18 protein-coding genes, 1 tRNA gene and 2 pseudogenes are annotated in these 17,307 nt (G+C 60.2%); 12 read left to right on the forward strand and 9 right to left on the reverse strand.

All coding sequences use genetic code 11. The annotated features are described in order from the left end of the window. Nucleotides 1-73: 73 nt before the first annotated feature. The 4 genes from Q4B98_RS08360 to tig form a co-directional block, all read right to left on the reverse strand. Nucleotides 74-763: an ATP-dependent Clp protease proteolytic subunit gene (locus tag Q4B98_RS08360; RefSeq protein WP_303196784.1), complete on the reverse strand. Its 690-nt coding sequence runs from the start codon at nt 761-763 to the stop codon at nt 74-76. A gap of 7 nt (nt 764-770) precedes the next feature. Continuing rightward, a complete protein-coding gene (locus tag Q4B98_RS08365; RefSeq protein WP_002516946.1) occupies nt 771-1,376 on the reverse strand; it encodes a ClpP family protease in 606 nt (201 codons plus the stop codon). Between the two features lie 81 nt (nt 1,377-1,457). Further along, complete coding sequence (locus Q4B98_RS08370; RefSeq protein ID WP_303196787.1) at nt 1,458-2,711, reverse strand: AI-2E family transporter; 1,254 nt, start codon at nt 2,709-2,711, stop codon at nt 1,458-1,460. Between the two features lie 186 nt (nt 2,712-2,897). Then, nucleotides 2,898-4,484, reverse strand: a complete 1,587-nt coding sequence (gene tig, locus Q4B98_RS08375; protein WP_303196698.1) for a trigger factor — start codon at nt 4,482-4,484, stop codon at nt 2,898-2,900. Between the two features lie 281 nt (nt 4,485-4,765). On the opposite strand from tig, the gene pepT reads away from it, so the two are divergent. Beyond that, entirely contained in the window at nt 4,766-6,013 is a 1,248-nt protein-coding gene (gene pepT / locus Q4B98_RS08380; protein ID WP_303196699.1) for a peptidase T, read from the forward strand. Nucleotides 6,014-6,074: 61 nt separating this feature from the next. Here the strand turns inward: pepT and Q4B98_RS08385 are convergent. Continuing rightward, nucleotides 6,075-6,145: transfer RNA gene (locus tag Q4B98_RS08385), tRNA-Gly, on the reverse strand. 159 nt (nt 6,146-6,304) lie between these two features. On the opposite strand from Q4B98_RS08385, the gene Q4B98_RS08390 reads away from it, so the two are divergent. The 4 genes and pseudogenes from Q4B98_RS08390 to Q4B98_RS08400 form a co-directional block, all read left to right on the forward strand. Next, a complete protein-coding gene (locus Q4B98_RS08390) occupies nt 6,305-6,766 on the forward strand; it encodes a DUF2871 domain-containing protein (RefSeq protein WP_303196700.1) in 462 nt (153 codons plus the stop codon). Between the two features lie 252 nt (nt 6,767-7,018). Then, nucleotides 7,019-7,306, forward strand: a complete 288-nt coding sequence (locus Q4B98_RS10600) for a hypothetical protein (protein ID WP_368492331.1) — start codon at nt 7,019-7,021, stop codon at nt 7,304-7,306. Between the two features lie 136 nt (nt 7,307-7,442). After that, nucleotides 7,443-7,916, forward strand: a complete 474-nt coding sequence (locus Q4B98_RS10605; protein ID WP_368492332.1) for an SNF2-related protein — start codon at nt 7,443-7,445, stop codon at nt 7,914-7,916. A gap of 8 nt (nt 7,917-7,924) precedes the next feature. Then, nucleotides 7,925-8,837 (forward strand): annotated as a pseudogene (locus tag Q4B98_RS08400) (helicase-related protein); the annotation flags it as partial. A gap of 20 nt (nt 8,838-8,857) precedes the next feature. Here Q4B98_RS08400 and Q4B98_RS08405 read toward each other — a convergent pair. Beyond that, nucleotides 8,858-9,835, reverse strand: a pseudogene (locus Q4B98_RS08405) (IS481 family transposase). A 130-nt stretch (nt 9,836-9,965) separates the two neighbouring features. Here Q4B98_RS08405 and Q4B98_RS08410 point away from each other — a divergent pair. From Q4B98_RS08410 to Q4B98_RS08435, 6 genes are all read left to right on the forward strand, one after another. Further along, complete coding sequence (locus Q4B98_RS08410) at nt 9,966-11,186, forward strand: phage portal protein (RefSeq protein WP_303196701.1); 1,221 nt, start codon at nt 9,966-9,968, stop codon at nt 11,184-11,186. Further along, nucleotides 11,186-12,550, forward strand: coding sequence for a hypothetical protein (locus Q4B98_RS08415; protein ID WP_303196702.1), 1,365 nt, complete (start codon nt 11,186-11,188; stop codon nt 12,548-12,550). The genes Q4B98_RS08410 and Q4B98_RS08415 overlap by 1 nt, the downstream gene beginning before the upstream one ends. Before the next feature lie 9 nt (nt 12,551-12,559). After that, the gene (locus tag Q4B98_RS08420; RefSeq protein ID WP_303196704.1) at nt 12,560-12,829 is read left to right on the forward strand and encodes a hypothetical protein; all 270 of its coding nucleotides are present in this window, start codon (nt 12,560-12,562) and stop codon (nt 12,827-12,829) included. Between the two features lie 77 nt (nt 12,830-12,906). Next, on the forward strand, nt 12,907-13,383 hold the full coding sequence (locus Q4B98_RS08425) for a hypothetical protein (RefSeq protein ID WP_303196705.1): 477 nt from the start codon (nt 12,907-12,909) through the stop codon (nt 13,381-13,383). A gap of 28 nt (nt 13,384-13,411) precedes the next feature. Next, entirely contained in the window at nt 13,412-14,359 is a 948-nt protein-coding gene (locus Q4B98_RS08430) for a phage major capsid protein (RefSeq protein ID WP_303196706.1), read from the forward strand. Nucleotides 14,360-14,988: 629 nt separating this feature from the next. Further along, nucleotides 14,989-15,912, forward strand: coding sequence for a phage antirepressor KilAC domain-containing protein (locus tag Q4B98_RS08435; RefSeq protein WP_303196707.1), 924 nt, complete (start codon nt 14,989-14,991; stop codon nt 15,910-15,912). Here the strand turns inward: Q4B98_RS08435 and Q4B98_RS08440 are convergent. From Q4B98_RS08440 to Q4B98_RS08450, 3 genes are all read right to left on the reverse strand, one after another. Further along, nucleotides 15,818-16,138, reverse strand: coding sequence for a ribbon-helix-helix domain-containing protein (locus Q4B98_RS08440; protein WP_303196708.1), 321 nt, complete (start codon nt 16,136-16,138; stop codon nt 15,818-15,820). The two genes, Q4B98_RS08435 and Q4B98_RS08440, sit on opposite strands and share 95 nt — an antisense overlap. Then, complete coding sequence (locus Q4B98_RS08445) at nt 16,135-16,374, reverse strand: ribbon-helix-helix protein, CopG family (protein WP_303196788.1); 240 nt, start codon at nt 16,372-16,374, stop codon at nt 16,135-16,137. The genes Q4B98_RS08440 and Q4B98_RS08445 overlap by 4 nt, the downstream gene beginning before the upstream one ends. A gap of 70 nt (nt 16,375-16,444) precedes the next feature. Further along, nucleotides 16,445-16,669 (reverse strand): hypothetical protein, encoded by a 225-nt coding sequence (locus Q4B98_RS08450; protein ID WP_303196709.1) that lies wholly within the window; start codon nt 16,667-16,669, stop codon nt 16,445-16,447. Nucleotides 16,670-16,848: 179 nt separating this feature from the next. Here Q4B98_RS08450 and Q4B98_RS08455 point away from each other — a divergent pair, with 179 nt between their 5' ends. Continuing rightward, nucleotides 16,849-17,226, forward strand: a complete 378-nt coding sequence (locus Q4B98_RS08455) for a hypothetical protein (RefSeq protein ID WP_303196710.1) — start codon at nt 16,849-16,851, stop codon at nt 17,224-17,226. Nucleotides 17,227-17,307: the final 81 nt, after the last annotated feature.

Below are 17,307 nucleotides of genomic sequence, written 5' to 3' on the forward strand. Positions count from 1 at the left end.
CGTTCAACCCTGTAGTGGCCCTCGAGACTCGAGGGCCACCATTCACCGGACAAGAACTCACCCGGTGAAGACCTCACACGGTGGTGAGGATGTCGTCGATGAGGCCGTATTCCTTGGCACCCTGGGCCGTCAGGTACTTGTCGCGGTCGATGTCCTTGGACACCTGTTCGACGCTCTGGCCGGTCGCGTCAGCCAACATCGACTCCATGAGCTTGCGGATTCGCTGGATCTCGTCGTCCAAAATCTCGATGTCGGTTGCCTGACCATAGGTGGCCTGGCCCATCGCCGGCTGGTGAATGAGGATCGTCGAGTTCGGCAGGGACAAACGCTGCCCCTTCGCTCCAGCCGCCAACAGCACTGCCGCCGCCGAGGCCGCCATACCCAGACAGATCGTCTGAACGTCAGGACGCACATAGTTCATGGTGTCGTAGATGGCCGTCATAGCAGTAAAGGAGCCACCGGGTGAGTTGATGTACATACTAATCTGACGATCAGCTTCCATCGACTGCAGACACAACAGCTGAGCCATCACGGCGTTGGCAATGTCGTCAGTTACCGGGGTGCCGAGGAAGATAATGCGATCCTCGAACAACTTTGTGTAGGGGTCGACCCGGCGCACCCCATAAGAGGTGCGCTCCTCCCACTGCGGGATGTAGTAGTCGTTGCGCGGACCTGCGGGGGCCAGCCCACCGGGAGCAGCCTGCTCGGCCTGCTCGGCGTTGAAGGCGGCCAACCGATTCTTGTCGAAGGCGTTGAATCCCATGGTCACCTCACTGATTCGGGGCGTCGCCGCGAAGCTGCGACGCGTTGCTGTAGACGTGGTCGATAAGCCCGTACTCCAAGGCCTCCTGAGCGGTGAACCAGTGGTCCCGATCGGAGTCCTCAAGGATCTGCTCGAGGGTGTGACCGGAGTGGTCAGCGTTGAGCTGGGACAGTTCCCGCTTGGTGTCCTTGAGCATTTTGGCATTGATGGCGATTTCGGTAGCCGTACCGCCAACTCCGCCCAAAGGTTGGTGCATGAGGATCTTGGCGTGTGGCAGCGCGTACCTCTTGCCGGGGGTACCGGCGGTCAGCAGGAACTGGCCCATCGAGGCGGCCATACCCATGGTCACCGTCGCAACATCGTTGGAAATCCACTGCATGGTGTCGTAGATCGCCATTCCGCCGGTGACTGAGCCACCTGGCGAGTTGATGTACAAGTAAATGTCAGCCTCGGGGTCCTCGGCATTGAGCAACAACATCTGGGCGCACAGTGCGTTGGCGTTCTCGTCCTTAACCTCGGACCCGAGAAAGACGATTCGGTTACGCAGCAGCGACTGATAGACGTTGTCGGTCATCCCGGCACCGCCGGTCTCGGGGCCGGCCATCGCGGGCATGCCCTGGGAAGTGATCGAAGTGTTGTGGTTCACGACTCTGAACCTACCGTGCGGGGACGACACTTCTAGGGTCGTTCGCGTTTAGCGGTCCGCAACGATGTCGGAATACTCCTCATCCGGGTTGTCCTCGAGACCTTCAGTGGGTCGGGATGAGATGAGGGCATTAATCCATCGGGCCCCCGGATCGTGGTCAATAAGGGTGGACTTGACGAGCAAGGAACATGGCAGAGCGATGAGGGTTCCCAGCGCACCGAAAACCCACCCCCACAACAGCAGGGAAACGAAGGACATCGTCGGCGTCAGACCCACGGCGTCACCAGCGAATTTCGGCTGAATGATCGACTGGATGACGAAATTGAGCACCGAGTAGGCCGCGATAACTGCCACCGCAGACACCCAGCCGTTCTCGAAGAGAGCCAGCAGCGCCGGTGGAATAACGCCGATGATGAAACCGACGTTAGGAATGTAGTTCGTCAGGAAGCTGAACAATGCCCACACTCCGGCCAGCGGAACACCGATGATGAGCAGGGCTGCCCAGTCGCAAAGGGCGACGACAAGGCCGAACAGCGTGGTGACGAGCCAGTACTTGCGAATGCCGCTGGCGAATGATTCAAGAGCGACGACGACGTCCGGCTTGCGCTTGCCGGCTATCCTGAGACGATCATGCATCTGCGGGGTGTCCATGACCATGAAGATCATGCCCGTCAAGATGACGATTATCATCGTCACTACGCTCGACGTGTCAGAGGCCACCGATGTCACGACCGACATCACCTGTTGGGGATCGATCTTCTTGAGTTTCTCGGTTATAACGTCTTGGGAATAGCCCAGCTGCGTCAACCATTCAATGAGCTGGGTATAGATCTTCTCCATCTGCGGGATGTATGTCTGCAGCTGGTTAATCATGGCCGCAACCGACCAGACCATTGCCGCCATGCCCGCAGCCAACACGATGATGACGACGGTGCCGGCCGTCGTGGCGGAAATCCACCGAGGGCACTTGTGCTTCACAAGCCAGGTGTGAAGTGGATAGGCCGTGATGAGCAGGTTGAGGGCGAAGAACAGCGGGGCGATGACGCTAGAGAGTTCGTGGAGAAAGCTGAGCGCCAGCCAGGCAGCAGCCAAGGTGAGCAGGACGATCATCACCCTGGGTAAGCCGTGCGTGCCAGGAACTTCCCCGACTTCGTCTATGGCTTGGGGCGAAAGTCCAGACTCCGCCGCCGTCGTCGCGCTTGTCGCACCGTGGGTCGGCTGCTCCTCGGCCGCTATTTCATCTCCACTGTCAATCTCTCCACGCTCAACGGCACGAGCTACCGCAATATCCTCAGCCACCATTTGACGCACATTGCGCAATTGACGGGTAGCGGGGACAACAGAAATCCGGCGACCAGGTCGCGGGGTACGTGAGGGGCGTTTGCTCATCGGGCTTCCTCAGGGTGACGCGGAGGCGGCGCCGCACGGAAAACCGCACGACGCCGGTCATTAGCGGTCGATCCTACGAGACTTGACAGTCCCTGATCGTCATTCCTCCTTGGCACCAGTCTTCTTCTTGGCGCCCGACTTCTTGGCCGAGGCCTTCTTGGTAGCAGGCTTCTTTGCTGCAGACTTCTTGGCAGCGGGCTTCTTTTCGGCCTCGTTTTCCACAGCAGGAGCTTCCTCCGTGGCCTCATCAGCAGGAGCCTCAGCCTTGCCGTCGGCCTTGGCGGTCTCTTCTGCGGACTCCTCAGCGTCGGCTGGCTCGTCGGACTCCTCGGCTCCATCGGACTCGTCGGCGATGGTGCCGTCAGGCTGAATACGGTCCAGCTCGATGATCTCGCCGTTGGAATCCTTGACGGTGGCAGAACCCACCATGGAGGCCAGCGCCTTACCCCGACGGATCTCCTGCATCCATTCGGCCATGTGGTTGTGCTCCATCATGTGCTGAGCCTGCTCTTGGGGAGACGTTCCGTACTGCTGAGCCTTGCGGAAGAGCAACTCGGTCAGCTCATCCTGTTCCACGCCGATCTCGTCGTCATCAGCCATCTTGTCGAGGACGATCTGGGCCTTGAGAGCGTCCAAGGAGCGCTTTTCAATCTCGGCCCAGAAGTCGTCGGCGTTGTCGGCCTCCTCCTCGGAGTCCTCGAGGTATTGCTCGACAGTCAGCCCAGCCTGGGCCAGCTGCTGGTTGACCTGCTGTCGGCGAGCCTCGAGTTCGGCGTCGACGAGTTTGGCCGGCAGCTCGATGTCGATCTTGGAGATGACCTCTTCAAGAACCTTGTCACGAGCGTCGGCAGCCTGGTCTAGACGGGCCATGTTCTCAAGGGCGGTGCGCAGATCGGCACGCATCTCATCGACAGTGTCGAACTGACTTACGAGCTGGGCAAAGTCGTCGTCAACGGCCGGGAGCTCCTGCTCGCACACCTTGGTCACGGTGACCTTGATGTCGGCTTCCTCGCCGCGCAGCGGGCCACCAACGAGGGTGGAGTGGAAATCGGTGGATTCGCCGGCCTTCAGCCCAGTGACGGCTTCGTCGAGTCCCTCAAGCATGCCCTCGGAGCCAACCTTGTAGGTGACACCGGAAGCGGTGGCGTCTTCCAGGGCCTCGCCGTCGCGAGTGCCAAGAAGGTCGATCGTGACGAGGTCATCCTTGGCGGCGGCGCGCTCGACCTCGGTGTTGGTGGCGAAGCGCTGACGCAGGGTTTCAATGCGGTCATCGACATCCTCATCGGGCACGTCAACGGCGGGCACCTCAACGGAGATGGCGGAGACATCCGGCAGGTCGAAGTCGGGACGGACATCCACCTCAGCAGTGAACTCGACGACCTCGCCATCCTCCAGCTTGGTCACCTCGATCTCAGGCTGACCGAGGGGAACAACCTTATTCTCCTCGACGGCCTTGCCATAGGCATCAGGCAGCGCGTCGTTGATGGCCTCCTGAAGGACGACTCCGCGACCGAAACGCTGGTCGATGACCGGAGCCGGCACCTTCCCCTTGCGGAAGCCGGGGACATTCACCTGAGCGGCAATGTCCTTGTACGCCTTGTCAAGGCTGGGCTTCAATTCATCAAAGGGCATCTCGATTGTGAGCTTCACACGGTTGGTGCTGAGCTTCTCAAGGGTGCTGGGCACGAAGTTTCTCCTGTGGTTCCGATTCTGTCGTCCCCGTTTCAGGGAACACACATGCCATTCGAGTTTAGCGACGTGGTGGCATACGGGCCAACAAGAGGCCTCAGAAGGTGATCTCATGGCACGTGGTCCACATTTTCCCGTCATCGCCACAGCCTCGCCGACCATTCCTCCGCCACGACCATTCCTCCGCTCCGTGCAGGTCCCTCCGCCGCTCCGTACAGGTTCTGCGATGATCCCGATGATGATTCGTTCGCGAATCCGTTCGTGAGAGGGAAACCACCGTGACCACTACATCCACCGAGCTCCAGGACCGCCTCGCGACCCGTTTCTTGCGCTACAGCGCGATTTCCACTCAGAGCGACTCCGCCGCCACCGTTGTCCCCTCTTGCCAGGGACAGTGGGAGTTCGCACGGTTGCTCGCCGTGGAACTTGAGGAAGCTGGGGTACGCGACATCCACCTGAGCGACACCTGCGTCCTGACAGCGCGGATTCCATCCACCCTTCCTGACGATGTAAGAGCACCGGTCATCGGCTTCTGCACTCACCTCGACACCGCCGATTCCGGTCTGAGCCCCATCGTGAACGCCCGAATCATCGAACACACCGGCGGGGACATCCATCTGGGCGAGGACCAGTGGATTCGCCGTAAGGAACACCCCGAGATTGACGCGTACGTGGGTCAGCGGATTCTTGTTACCGACGGAACCAGCGTTCTCGGAGCTGATGACAAGGCCGGCGTGGCTTCGGTGATGGAGGCTGCCGTTCGGTTGATGGCCGATCCAATGGCGCACCCGGAGGTATACCTCGCCTTCGTGCCCGACGAGGAGATTGGGTTGCGCGGGGTGCGGACGATGGACCTCGCACGGTTCCCGGTCGACTGGGCATACACCTTGGACTGCTGCGAACGTGGTGAGGTGGTCGAGGCGACCTTCAACGCCGCGTACGCGACGGTGGTAATCGAGGGAGTTGCGGCCCATCCAATGAGCGCGTTTGGCGTTTTGGTCAATCCCATCCTCGTTGCCCACGACCTGATCGGAAGATTCGACCCAACCCAGACCCCCGAGTGCACCCAAGGCCGGGAGGGATACATCTGGGTGGATGCCATGCACGCAGACCAGTCCGTTGCAACCGTCGACCTCAATATCCGCGATTTTGACCGAACCCGTTTCGAGGAGCGCAAGGAACAGATCCGCCAGATTGTTGACCAGGTTCGCGCAGCTCATCCCCGGGCGCGGATTGATGTCACCTTCGAGGACGTCTACGCCAATCTGGAGGACTCTAAGACTCCTACTAACGCGATCGCCACCCGCCGGCTCCTTGACGCCATGGCAGCTGTAGGAGTCGAACCCATTCACCGATCCATGCGTGGTGGGACTGATGGTTCTTGGCTGTCGGCCCAAGGCATCTTCACACCGAACTTCTTCACCGGTGCCCACAATTTCCATTCCCGGTGTGAGTTCCTGCCCTTGCCAAGCCTGGAGTGCAGTCACCGAGTCGTCATGGAATTGATGCGAGGAGCTTCGTCTTGACAAAGCAACTCGTCTCGACAAAGGAATTCGCCCCGAACCAGATGGCTCAGGGCGATCAGCGAGCGGATGACGGGAATCGAACCCGCGTAGCCAGTTTGGAAGACTGGGGCTCTACCATTGAGCTACATCCGCATGGTGTCCAACAGACCTCGACAGAATACATGGATTAGCCGTCGGCGTCACATTCGTGGCGAAACGGTGAGTCCGGGCGGCCTGCGCTCGTCCAGCCGGAACTCGCATATCGACCTTCCAGACCATCCTCACGGTTGCCTGCCATGATGTGATGGCTTTATGACACCTTTGAAGAAACTTGCCACCTGCGCGACAACCTGGTTGGTCATTGGCCTAGCCGGCGGGGTGTTCTACCGCGAGTTCACCAAGGCCAACGACTTCACCGGCTGGACCCAGCTCAAGGTGGTACACACTCACTGCCTGGCACTGGGATTCATGCTGACCCTTATCGTGCTGGTCTTGGAGCGAGTATTCACCCTGTCGGCACATCGGGGTGCGTTCGCAACCTATTTCTGGGGATTCAACCTCGGTCTTTTACTGACGATCACCATGCTCGTCATTCACGGCGTCATGCAGGTTCATGGCAACATCGACGTCTCCCCCGCAATCTCAGGTATCGCCGGCCTCGGTCATATTGGCCTGTCTGTCGGACTCGTGGGACTCATGGTCGCTCTGTTCACATCACTACCCGCGACCACGCCACGGCCCACGCCAGAGGATCAGCTCACGACCCATCGATGATCCTTCGCCATGCAGCGAACGCAGGTCGTATATCGTTCACAAGCAGATACCGTCCCGACGGCGGCCACCAGCGTCATGGGTGGCAAGCTCCACCCGACGAGCAACGGATACGTTGTCATCAGCGCCGAAACATACGGTGCAGCCACACGGGACGGTTCAGCCACAAGAGCAGCTACAAGGGTCACAAGGACCGCGCAGCCAGCACGACCGCGCAGCCACTAGAACCGTGCAGCTACCAGGATGGAGTTGACTATGCCGATTACCGTTGCACCGGGTTCTGTGGTGCAGGTGCGTGATGAAGAGTGGCTCGTCAGCACTGTTGACCACACCGACGACGGGCAGCTGCTAACAGTTCAGGGTTTGTCGGGCCTCGTCCGTGGCACCACGGCGACGTTCTACGAGAACCTCGACACCATCATTCCGCTCGATCCGCATGACGCGACCCCGGTAACTGACGGTTCCCCCACTATCGGGACGCGCGGCTGTGGTTGGAGGCGGCGCTACGCAAGACCCCAATTCCCCTCGAAGAACCCACACTGACCGCCAGCCAATATGCCCTGGCTGACCGCCTGAAGTACCAGTATTCGGCGGTACTGCAGGCCCTCGATCCGAACAACCTTCAACCGCGCATTCTTCTGACAGACGCGGTAGGCCTGGGAAAACGATCGAGATCGGGATGATTCTGTCCGAACTCATCCGTAGGGGCCGCGACGAACGCATACTTATCGTCTGCCCCCGTCACGTGTTGGAGCAAATGCAAAACGAGATGTGGAGCCGTTTTGCGATTCCCTTCGTTCGTCTGGACTCGGTAGGTCCGCAGCGCGTCAAGCAGAAGATCCCCGCCAACCGCAACCCGTTCAGCTGGTACAAACGGGTCATCATCTCCATGGACACCCTCAAACAGGACCGCTTCTCCCACGATCTCCATCGTCGCGAATGGGACGCCGTTGTCATTGACGAATCCCACAATGTCACCGGCGACACCACTCAGAACAACCGTCTTCCCGAACCCTGGCACCCCATACTGACGCTCTCATTCTGGCGTCCGCGACCCCGCATAGTGGCAACCGGAAATCCTTCGCTGAACTCATCAGGCTGCTGGAACCTACTGCTGTCAGCCCCCATGGCGATCTCGACAAGAACGACCTGAAGCGCCTGGTGAAGCGACGCCACCGAAACGACCCCGAGGTCTCCAGCATCGCCGGGGGCGACTGGGCTGAGCGCAAGCCGCCGCAGAACCTCCTTGTCCAGGCCACCCCAGCCGAGAACGCCGTCGCCGAGGAGCTGGATCGAATTTGGCTGCATCCGGCGGAATCATCCCCGTACAGCGGCGCCGCCTCTGCTCTATTCCCATGGACCCTTGCCACGGCTTTCTTGTCATCCCCCGCGGCCCTGCGCCAGACCATCAGCGAACGGCGTCGACGTGTCAGTGCGCACTCGCCGACACCGGAACAGCAACGTGAAATAGCGGCACTCGATCGACTGAACGACTTAAATGACGCCGCGTTCGATTCCTCGGCTACATATGACAAGTTAGTGCGTTACCTGAGAAAGATCAGTATCGACCGACGTCAGCGGGCCGTCGTCTTTGCAGAGCGAGTCGATACGTTGCACTGGCTCCGTAAGCGTATCGTCAAGGATCTCTGCCCCGCCGAAAACGAGGTCGCGGTGCTACACGGCGGCCTGAGCGACGCCGAGCAGCAGCAGATCGTCGAGTCTTTCAAACAGTCCACTTCCCCCCATCCGCGTGCTGGTCACCGGCGATGTCGCCAGTGAAGGTGTCAACCTGCATCAGCAATGCCACGAACTGATCCACTTCGACATCCCTTGGAGTCTTATTCGCATTGAACAACGCAATGGCCGAACCGATCGATACGGCCAGCGTCATTCTCCCCAAATCACCACCTTGTTGTTGGAACCGTCGAGTCCATCTTTCCGGGGCGATCTGCGAGTTCTGTCGCGTCTGATTAAGCGAGAGCAGGAGGCACATGAGGCACTCGGTGATGCCGGCAGTCTCATGGGCGACTACAACGTCGGTGCCGAAGAGGAAGACATCAAGAATGTCCTAGCTGTACTGACCGGGGAGGTTGGTTAACCGGGGAGGTTGGTTAAGCGGGTGATGGGTGGTTGGTTGTTGCAGGCTGAGTGGGGTCGGTGGTGATTGTAGTAGTGGATCTAACTGGCCAGGGCGTCGCGACGTTCTTGTTCGCAGGTGTAACAGCGGGCGTAGGCCCAGCCGTCAGCCAGAGTGCGATGGAACCGTTCGATCTTGCCATTCGTTTGAGGCCTGTAGGGGCGGGTCTTGTTCACCGTGATGGACAGCTGATTACAAACCTGGGCCCACAGGTGCGACGTGTAGGCCGACCCATTGTCAGACAAGACTCGTTCGATCCGTACACCTCGATCAGCGAACCAGTTGACCGCCCGGACCAGCACGGCTGTGGCAGTCAGGGCGGTTTCGTCGTCGCGGACTTCGGAGTAGACCGGTCGGGAGTGATCATCGATCACGGAGTGGACGAACGCGTAGCCCATCTTCGGGTTGTGGTGTCTGTTCTTCGGTTTGCCGGGGGTTGCGGCGCGGTTGCGGTCGCCTTTACGGCGCCCAACCAACCGCCATCCACCACCATCAGGAATGGTGCCCAGCTTCTTGACGTCGACGTGGACCAGGCTGCCGGGATGGTCGTGCTCGTAGCGGCGGACAGGTTCCCCAGTGGCCCGATCGACATGAGAAAGCCGGTTCAGCTGACAGGCTGTGAGGATACGGCTCACTGTTGAGGGGGCGATACCGAGTCGGGCAGCGAGCTGGACGAGTCCTTCCCGCAGCCGAAGACGCAGACTCACACAGCGTTTCACCACTGGCAGTGGTGTCGCGTTCGGGCTGTGATGGGGCCGAGAAGAACGATCCTGCGTCGACTCGCCAGCGCGATAACGATCCACCCAGCGTTTGACGGTCGGCCACGAACACTGGAACCGGGCAGCGACCTGGGCAATCGGGACTCCGTTGTCAACGACGAGCTGAGCAACCCGCAAACGAGCGCGTGGAGTCAGAGCTGCGTTAGCGTGGGACACGAGAGGGCCTTTCTGGCAGTGGATATCTTCACAAGTCTCACTCAACCAGCAAGGCCCTCCCCTACCTCACACGTCCGGATCACAATCCTTCAACCAACCTCCCCGGTCAGTACAGCTAGCCAAAGCACAGTTGGAGGGCAACTGTCGCCTTCTGGAGGACTACTACGAGGGCGCAACCCACCTTGACGCGTTGGGGGTGTCCTTGCCGCCGAATGTGCGGCTGCTGGAGATGGTGGCACCGTTTCCTAAATTCGCCGTTGATGTGCTCACTGAGGCCCTTAACCCGGAAGGGTTTCTGCTCGCCGGAGATAAAGACATTCCGGCCCTGCTGCGCCGCTGGTGGCAGGCCAATAATCTTGATACCGCGATCAAGCTGGCTATCACCGAAGCGCTGGTTCAAGGTCAAGCGTTTCTTATTATCGGCTACGGCACCGAATCCACACCACGTATTACCGTGCACACGAAACGTGGCATGGCTGTCCACCGCGACCACATGGGGAATGTTGATGAGGCGCTGCGGGTCTACACCGTCGACGACATCACCTATGCGGCCCATTATCTGCCTGGCGAAACCCTTTACTATCGCCAAGACTCGGGGCTATGGAAACCCGTCGATGTGCAAACCCACCCCGGCCTAGACCGCCCCTTGGTGGTGCCCATCACCAACCGGCTTCGAATCGACGACGTGGACGGCCGCTCTGAGATTCTCGATGTGGTCACCATCTCTGACGCCGCCTCACGCACCCTGACCAATATGCAGGTCGCCCAAGAACTTCTTGCGATGCCGGTGCGCTACATTTTCAGCGACGGTATCGAATCACCGGCCACTTTAGAAGAGTCCCTCAAATCGTATTTCGGCCATTTCATTGCCGGACCTGACGGCGGGTCGGCAGGCCAAATACCGGGGGCCTCGCTGCAATCCTTTATTGACGCCTACAAACTGTATGCCCAAATCATTTCCTCGATTACCGGCATCCCGCCGTCCATGTTGGGTATCGCCACCGACAATCCGGCATCGGCTGAGGCTATGCGTGTTGCTAAGGACCGGCTGATAGGCCGCGCCGAGGTGAAGCAGGATATGTTTGGTGACGCCATCGAAGACGCCGCGCGGCTGGCACTCGCCCTGTACGGACATGATGTGTCGGGGTTGGAAACGTTGGAGTTGTCGTGGCGTGACCCGGCGCTCACCTCGGCTTCAGCGAAGACCGCCTCGATGTTGCAGGCCCAGGCCCAGGGTGTGGTCTCTGCTGAGACAGCCCGCGACTATCTACAACTCACCCCGGAGCAGAAGGCCCGCGAGAACGCCGCCGCCGACGAATTGGCTGCTTTCCGCGCCCAGTTGGGGGCGTGATGGGTCTTGCCGCGCTCGTGTCGACGCTCAGCCAGATTATCGCCGCTCTCACCCCTCGTGTTGCCCGCCTCGTGTTGACCGCTTTCGCCCACCGCGACCCTGAGGGGGCATGGAAGGCGGTGGCCTCACAGGCCCTGACCGAGCAGGTGCGCCAAGCCCGCACCCAGGCATACCAGGCCGCCCGCGAGTTCATCATCACAGAATTCGCAGCATCCGACCCCGCCCCGGGGGCTATGCCCTACATTCCGTCGGCGGCAGGCTATCCGCAACAGTCAGTGGATACCCTGCTTGAGGCTCACGCCACGAAAACACCCGAGGACGCCGCCGCCGCTATATCGGCAGCGCTAGCCTCCCATGTGCGCGACGCGGCCCGTCAAACCATCGAGCGCACCGCCGAAGACGGCCTCACCCCCGACCCGGGCGAACAGGCCGCCCGAACCCACCTCGACACCGACCAGTACACCTCACTAGTCGACCAGGTGGATTGGCAGGCCCTAGCCGACGAGATCGACCACATCGACGCCGAAGCAGCCACACGGGCCGCCGAAGACACCCCCCACCTGGTGCGCGCCGCCTCATGGGCGCGAGTGTTGACCGGCCCCAACAACTGCCCCTTTTGTATCGTGGTGGCCTCGCGTGGCCCGGTCTATGGTTCAGCCGAAAAAGCCGGGGCGTTGACCGCCACGCCGAAACCGCCCGGGGTAGACACCCCGTCGAACCGGTTCCACACCGGCTGCGACTGCGCCGTAGTCCCCATCTACAACACCGCAACCTCGCCGTACCGGCAGCAGTGGGAAACCCTGGAGCGCTGGTACCGTGACCAAATCGACGCCGCCGACCTCGACCGCATCCGATCCGACAATATCCCGATCGCCTCGGTGCGCCAGGCTCTCCAAGACGGACGCCGCCCCGACATCCCCGACATCCGCGCCACCGACTACAACCTGCCCGACTTCACCGACAACAACCTGCACCACGTCCTCGATGGGGAACCGGACGGTCGTCGTGGCGGGCACCGCAGCGGAACAGGGCGGCCATATAAAACAGAGTTTCCGTCCGAATGGTCTGATGAGGATATCCGCGACGCCATCTCTCAAACCATGGCGGCACCATCCAAGGTGGCCACCAAAGATGCCATGGTGTATTTCTACCGCGAGGTTAATGGCGTCATTGTTTGTTATCAGGCTAGACGGCATCAACGGACCGGCGAGCTGAGTTTCTACGCTGCCTACCCGTTCAACGGTAACGGTGTCGTTCGCAACGACAGAGACAAGGACACCCCAGGGGGCACCAAGCAAACCCCTATACCGCTAAACTGGAACGATGTCGACAAGAAACATAAACCCGCGAAGAAGAACAGCTAGAATACCGGTATGGCAGTAGCAGAGACGTGGGAATGGGTCGACGAAGCCGAGGCGCTCTTCTATGCCTTCAACGAGAAGCTCCCCGAAGAGAAGCAGATGGAGGATGTGCTCATAGATGTCGGTGAGGAATCCCTCGCGTTAGGCGGCGTGGCCTACTCGTACGAGGATCTTGCTATGACCCCTGATGCGGCCTTGATGGCCCGTCTCCATGCTCTCAACGAGAAGTACCCGTTTACCGACATGGTTGCTGTCGAGGAGCGATTGGCGGCGATCAGCTAGCCCGCCTCGACAACCCGACCCGAGACCAACCCCGTGGGAAGTTCCTGCGGGGTTTTGTTATGCCCAGGAGGCACTCCATGACTGACACCACAACTCATGACGCCCCGCCGTGGGGTTCTGATGACCAGTTCACCCCGCAACGGGCGTGGGACCTCATCCAAAACTTACGCGCCGACAACATGAAACTACGCGCCGCCCGTGACGAGGCCACCGCCCGCGCCGAAACCCTATCCCAGCAGTGGGAGTCTAAATATGACACGCTAGCCAAGCAGGCCAAGGTCGCCGATGACATGGTTGCCGAACTTGAAGGCAAATACTCCGACCTCGCGGCGCTGCGCGGTAAAGAAACCCTGCTTGCTGAGGCGGGGCTACCCCGAGACCTTGCCGCCAACATCACCGGCGATGACGAAGACGCATGGAAAACCTCTGTGGAGCGTTTCGCCGCGCTTCGCACCCAGGCGGGCCAGGAGCGCCGCCCCGATCCGGCCCAGGCGGCCACCACCCCCACCCCCTCGCCCGACGACATGGCTAGGGACTTCTTCGGCCTGCACTAACAGGCCCCCATAGAAAGGAACAGCCGCCATGGCTATTACCCTCGACGGACTCGACGTCACTTCGAAACTGCCCACTGATTGGGCCGATACTATGCTGCGCCAAGCCTTCCAAAACTCGGTTGTTGGCCAGCTGTCAGCAGCTGAGCCTATCCCCACCAACGGCAAAATCATCCCCATCTATGAGGGCGGCTTCGAGGTGGGCTACACCAAGGAGCTGGGCCGTAAACCGGTATCTGATGTGAAGGTGAGCACCAAAGCCATCACCCCGCACAAGTTCGCCGGAATCATCGTCGTCTCCAAAGAAGCAGCACGAGCCAACCCGGGCCGTCTACTCGAGATCATGCAAGCCGACATGCGTAACGCGGTCCAACGCCAGCTGGATTTAGCAGTGTTGCATGGTATTTCCGCCACCGGCGGCGCCACCATCCCCGACGCCACCTACATCAACCAAACCACCAACACCGTCAAACTCGACGCGTCCAAGGATTTGGTGCCCCAATTCTTGGCAGGCTACGACCTGGTGGCCTCCGGTGACGGGGAGTATGACCCCAACGGGTACGCCTTCGATTCACGAATGCGCACCCGCGTCGCGTTGGCCTCCCAGCAAATGCTGACGATCCCCGGAGCCTCCACCCCGATGCCGAATCTGGCTGTGACCACGGGCACGCTGGGTGGGTTGCCGGTGGCCTACGGGCGCACGGTGGGACGTCGTTTCGCCGGTGACGCCAAAGGCAACGGGGTCGTCGGTGTTGTTGGTGACTGGTCAAAGCTGCGCTGGGGCTATTCATCAAATCTGGAGCTGACCCGCTCCGATCAGGCATCCATTGTCGACGCGAAGGGCCAGACGATCAACACCTTCCAGGACAACGCGATCGCCTACCGGGTGGAGTTCGAGGCCGGTTGGTATGTCGACCCCTCAGCGTTCGCCACCTTCACGAACACCACCCAGCCCGCCGGGGATGAGGGTGACCAGTGAGGTTTCGACATGTGGTCACCGGGGTTGTGGTGTGTACCGACCATGACCCCGGCGGCCTGGCCGAGCCTGTTGATGATCCGGCCACTGAAGAGACAGCGAGCGAGGATCAGCCCCGCGTCATGCCCAGGCCTAGCCGCCTCCGCCCCTGGGACCCCCTGCCACCTGGCAGGGGGTACTTTTTTCATGCCCACCTACCTTGACCGCACATTGTCCCAGACCGTCCCGCGGTGGCTACAAGCCCTCGGTTAGTTCTCACGACTTCTCACGGAATCTCTCACGATTTCTCACACGACTGTGAGTCTGTTAGTTCGCGACTGTCCGCACTATGGCGATCAGCAGAGAACGGCATGAACGTCATTGAAGCCACTCTCTCTTGTAAGGCGGATCTCAGTACATTTTCAGTACAGTCCCCAGCAGACAGGCCGACTGAAACACGTAGCCAAAAACCATACCCGGTATAGTAACTTAGCGTTACTTGAGACCGCTTAAATCCATTTTCGATTACTTAGATCCGCAATCACAACAGCCTCCTGGCCAGGCCTAACGACGCCAAAACGGCTCTGAGGAGGCAGTCGGGGCGACAGGACTCGAACGTGCGGTCTCCTGCTCCACACCCAGGAGGTAGCGGCATGAAAGGCATTGCCCAATTCCACAACAGCCAGTTCGGCACGATCCGCACCATCGAGCAGGACGGGCGTGTCCTGTTCTGCGGCCGCGACGTTGCCACCGCCCTCGGCTATGAGAATCCAGCCAAGGCAGTCCGCGACCATGCTCGTCAGGATGGGGGTCCGATTCGTTACCCCATCGTCGACTCCCTCGGCCGTACCCAACAGGCCATCTTCATCACCGAGGGCGATCTGTACCGCTTGATCGCCTCATCGAAGCTTCCGGCGGCCCAGGCCTTCGAGTCGTGGATTTTCGACGAGGTCCTCCCTTTGATCCGCAAGCATGGCGGCTACCTCACACCCGATATGACCGAGCGGGTGTTGTCTGACCCGGACACGATTATTCGGCTGGCCACCGATTTAAAGGCGGCCCGCGCTCAGGCTGCCGAGCTGGAAGCCCAGGGTGAAGCAGACCGCCCGAAGGTGCTGTTTGCTGATTCTGTTGCCGCATCTCAAACCTCGATCCTCGTGGGGGACCTGGCGAAGATTCTGCGCGGCAACGGCGTTCAGATTGGCGGGCAGCGCCTGTTTGCGTGGCTGCGAGACAACGGCTTCCTGATCCGCCAAAAAGGGACGGCGTGGAATATGCCCACCCAAAAAGCCATGGAGTTGCGGCTGTTTGAGGTCAAAGAAACCGCTGTGACTCATTCGGATGGCCACGTCACCATCTCAAAAACACCGAAAGTCACCGGCAAGGGGCAGGCTACTTCGTGGACCGGTTCTTGTCGGGCCGTTTCAACGCAGCTGAGGAGGTGTCGGCATGAGTATTGCCACGTATTGCACGTCGCTGAGCTCAGGCCGAGGCCAAGTACTGCGCGAGCGCGGCGCGGAGCACGTCGGAGCGACGGAGCCCTTGCCGAGCGGCCAGCGCGTCGACTTGGTTGCTGACGTCTTCGGGTACACAGAATGCAAGCCTTACCGACGGGTCTCCAGCAGGGTCGAGGCTGGGGCGTCCACCACGGCCTTCGAGTTCCTCACCCCATTCGTGTACGAGCTCGTTGGTGACGCGGGTGCCGCCAGGCAGGCGCACATCCTCGATGTCAAGGTCAATGTCCCCGCCGTCGATAACCTCGACGCGCCTGTCTCCCAGGTTGATGGTCACAGTCTTGCTCATGATGAGAGGGCAGCCTCGAGAGCTTCGCGCACAATCACAGAGCGCCGCTTCCCAGTGCGCGCAGCTTCGCAGTCGAGCTTGGCATTGAGTTCTTGGGGGAGCCGCACGGTTACCGACGGGGAATGTACGCCGGGGCCACTGAGCGACGGTCTGCCTGCACGGCGGACTTCAGCGGCTGCCTCGACAAGCTCGTTGACTACGGTGTCGGTAAGACGCCGTCCAGTGCTGGTACGCACATCGTCGGCTTCAAGGTCAACGTCGGCTCCGATTGGCGTATCTACGGTGATTGCGGGTACAGCTCGCATGTCAGCGTCCTCTCAGCGCGGTTGGCATGGCGTGGATGACCAGAAGTCCGTAGGGGATTTCGACGGCGATGATCTCAAGTTCGAGGCTGCGGTCGTCGGCTCCGATGTACAACCATCCTTGATCTCCACGTGCGGTGACAATCGGGGTGGGTTCAGTAGTGGCGACAACGTAGCGCACGTGAGCCTTACCGACCCGGTGTTTGCGTGCCGCCTGCGTGAACCTCAACTCGACGACTTAATTGTGTCACACACATCACGTGTTGTGCAAGACACAATTGCGGGTGGCGATGACTCCACCACAGGCAGTGGCCGCATGACTTGTAAACTCAGGAGTAATGAACGTGTCCGAGAAACAGGCTCGCGAACTACTGGCAGCGGTCAAGAAGGTCAGCGAGAAACCACGCCATGATCCTCATCGAAACCGTCTACCTGATCCGCTTACTGCGGTCGCTGTGTCCAGCCCAAGCCATCGACGAGCACACCGCAGAAGCCTGGCAGCCAGTCCTGGATGACATCGACCCCGTAGACGCCATCAAAGCCGTCTACGCCATCGCTAAAAACCACGACTCCAGGCCGCTATTTATCGACCCCCGACAAATCCTCAACCAAGTACGCGCCACAAAAGCCGACTACTACGAACGCCACCCGCCCGAAACACCACCACCCGAAGGCCCGAAACAATACCTAGAATGGGTCAGGGGAAACAGGATGAAAAAGAACACGGGAACTGGTAATGTTCTACCTAGAAAACACCACGGCTACAACGCCATCGATAGGCGATAGGGGGACGTTGTGAAAACTCTGCCAATGCTATTTCCGCATTTCGGCGCGAAACACAAAACGGCACCACTGGCATGGCAGGCA

It is taken from the genome of Cutibacterium sp. (assembly GCF_030525615.1).
Classification (GTDB): Bacteria; Actinomycetota; Actinomycetes; order Propionibacteriales; family Propionibacteriaceae; genus Cutibacterium.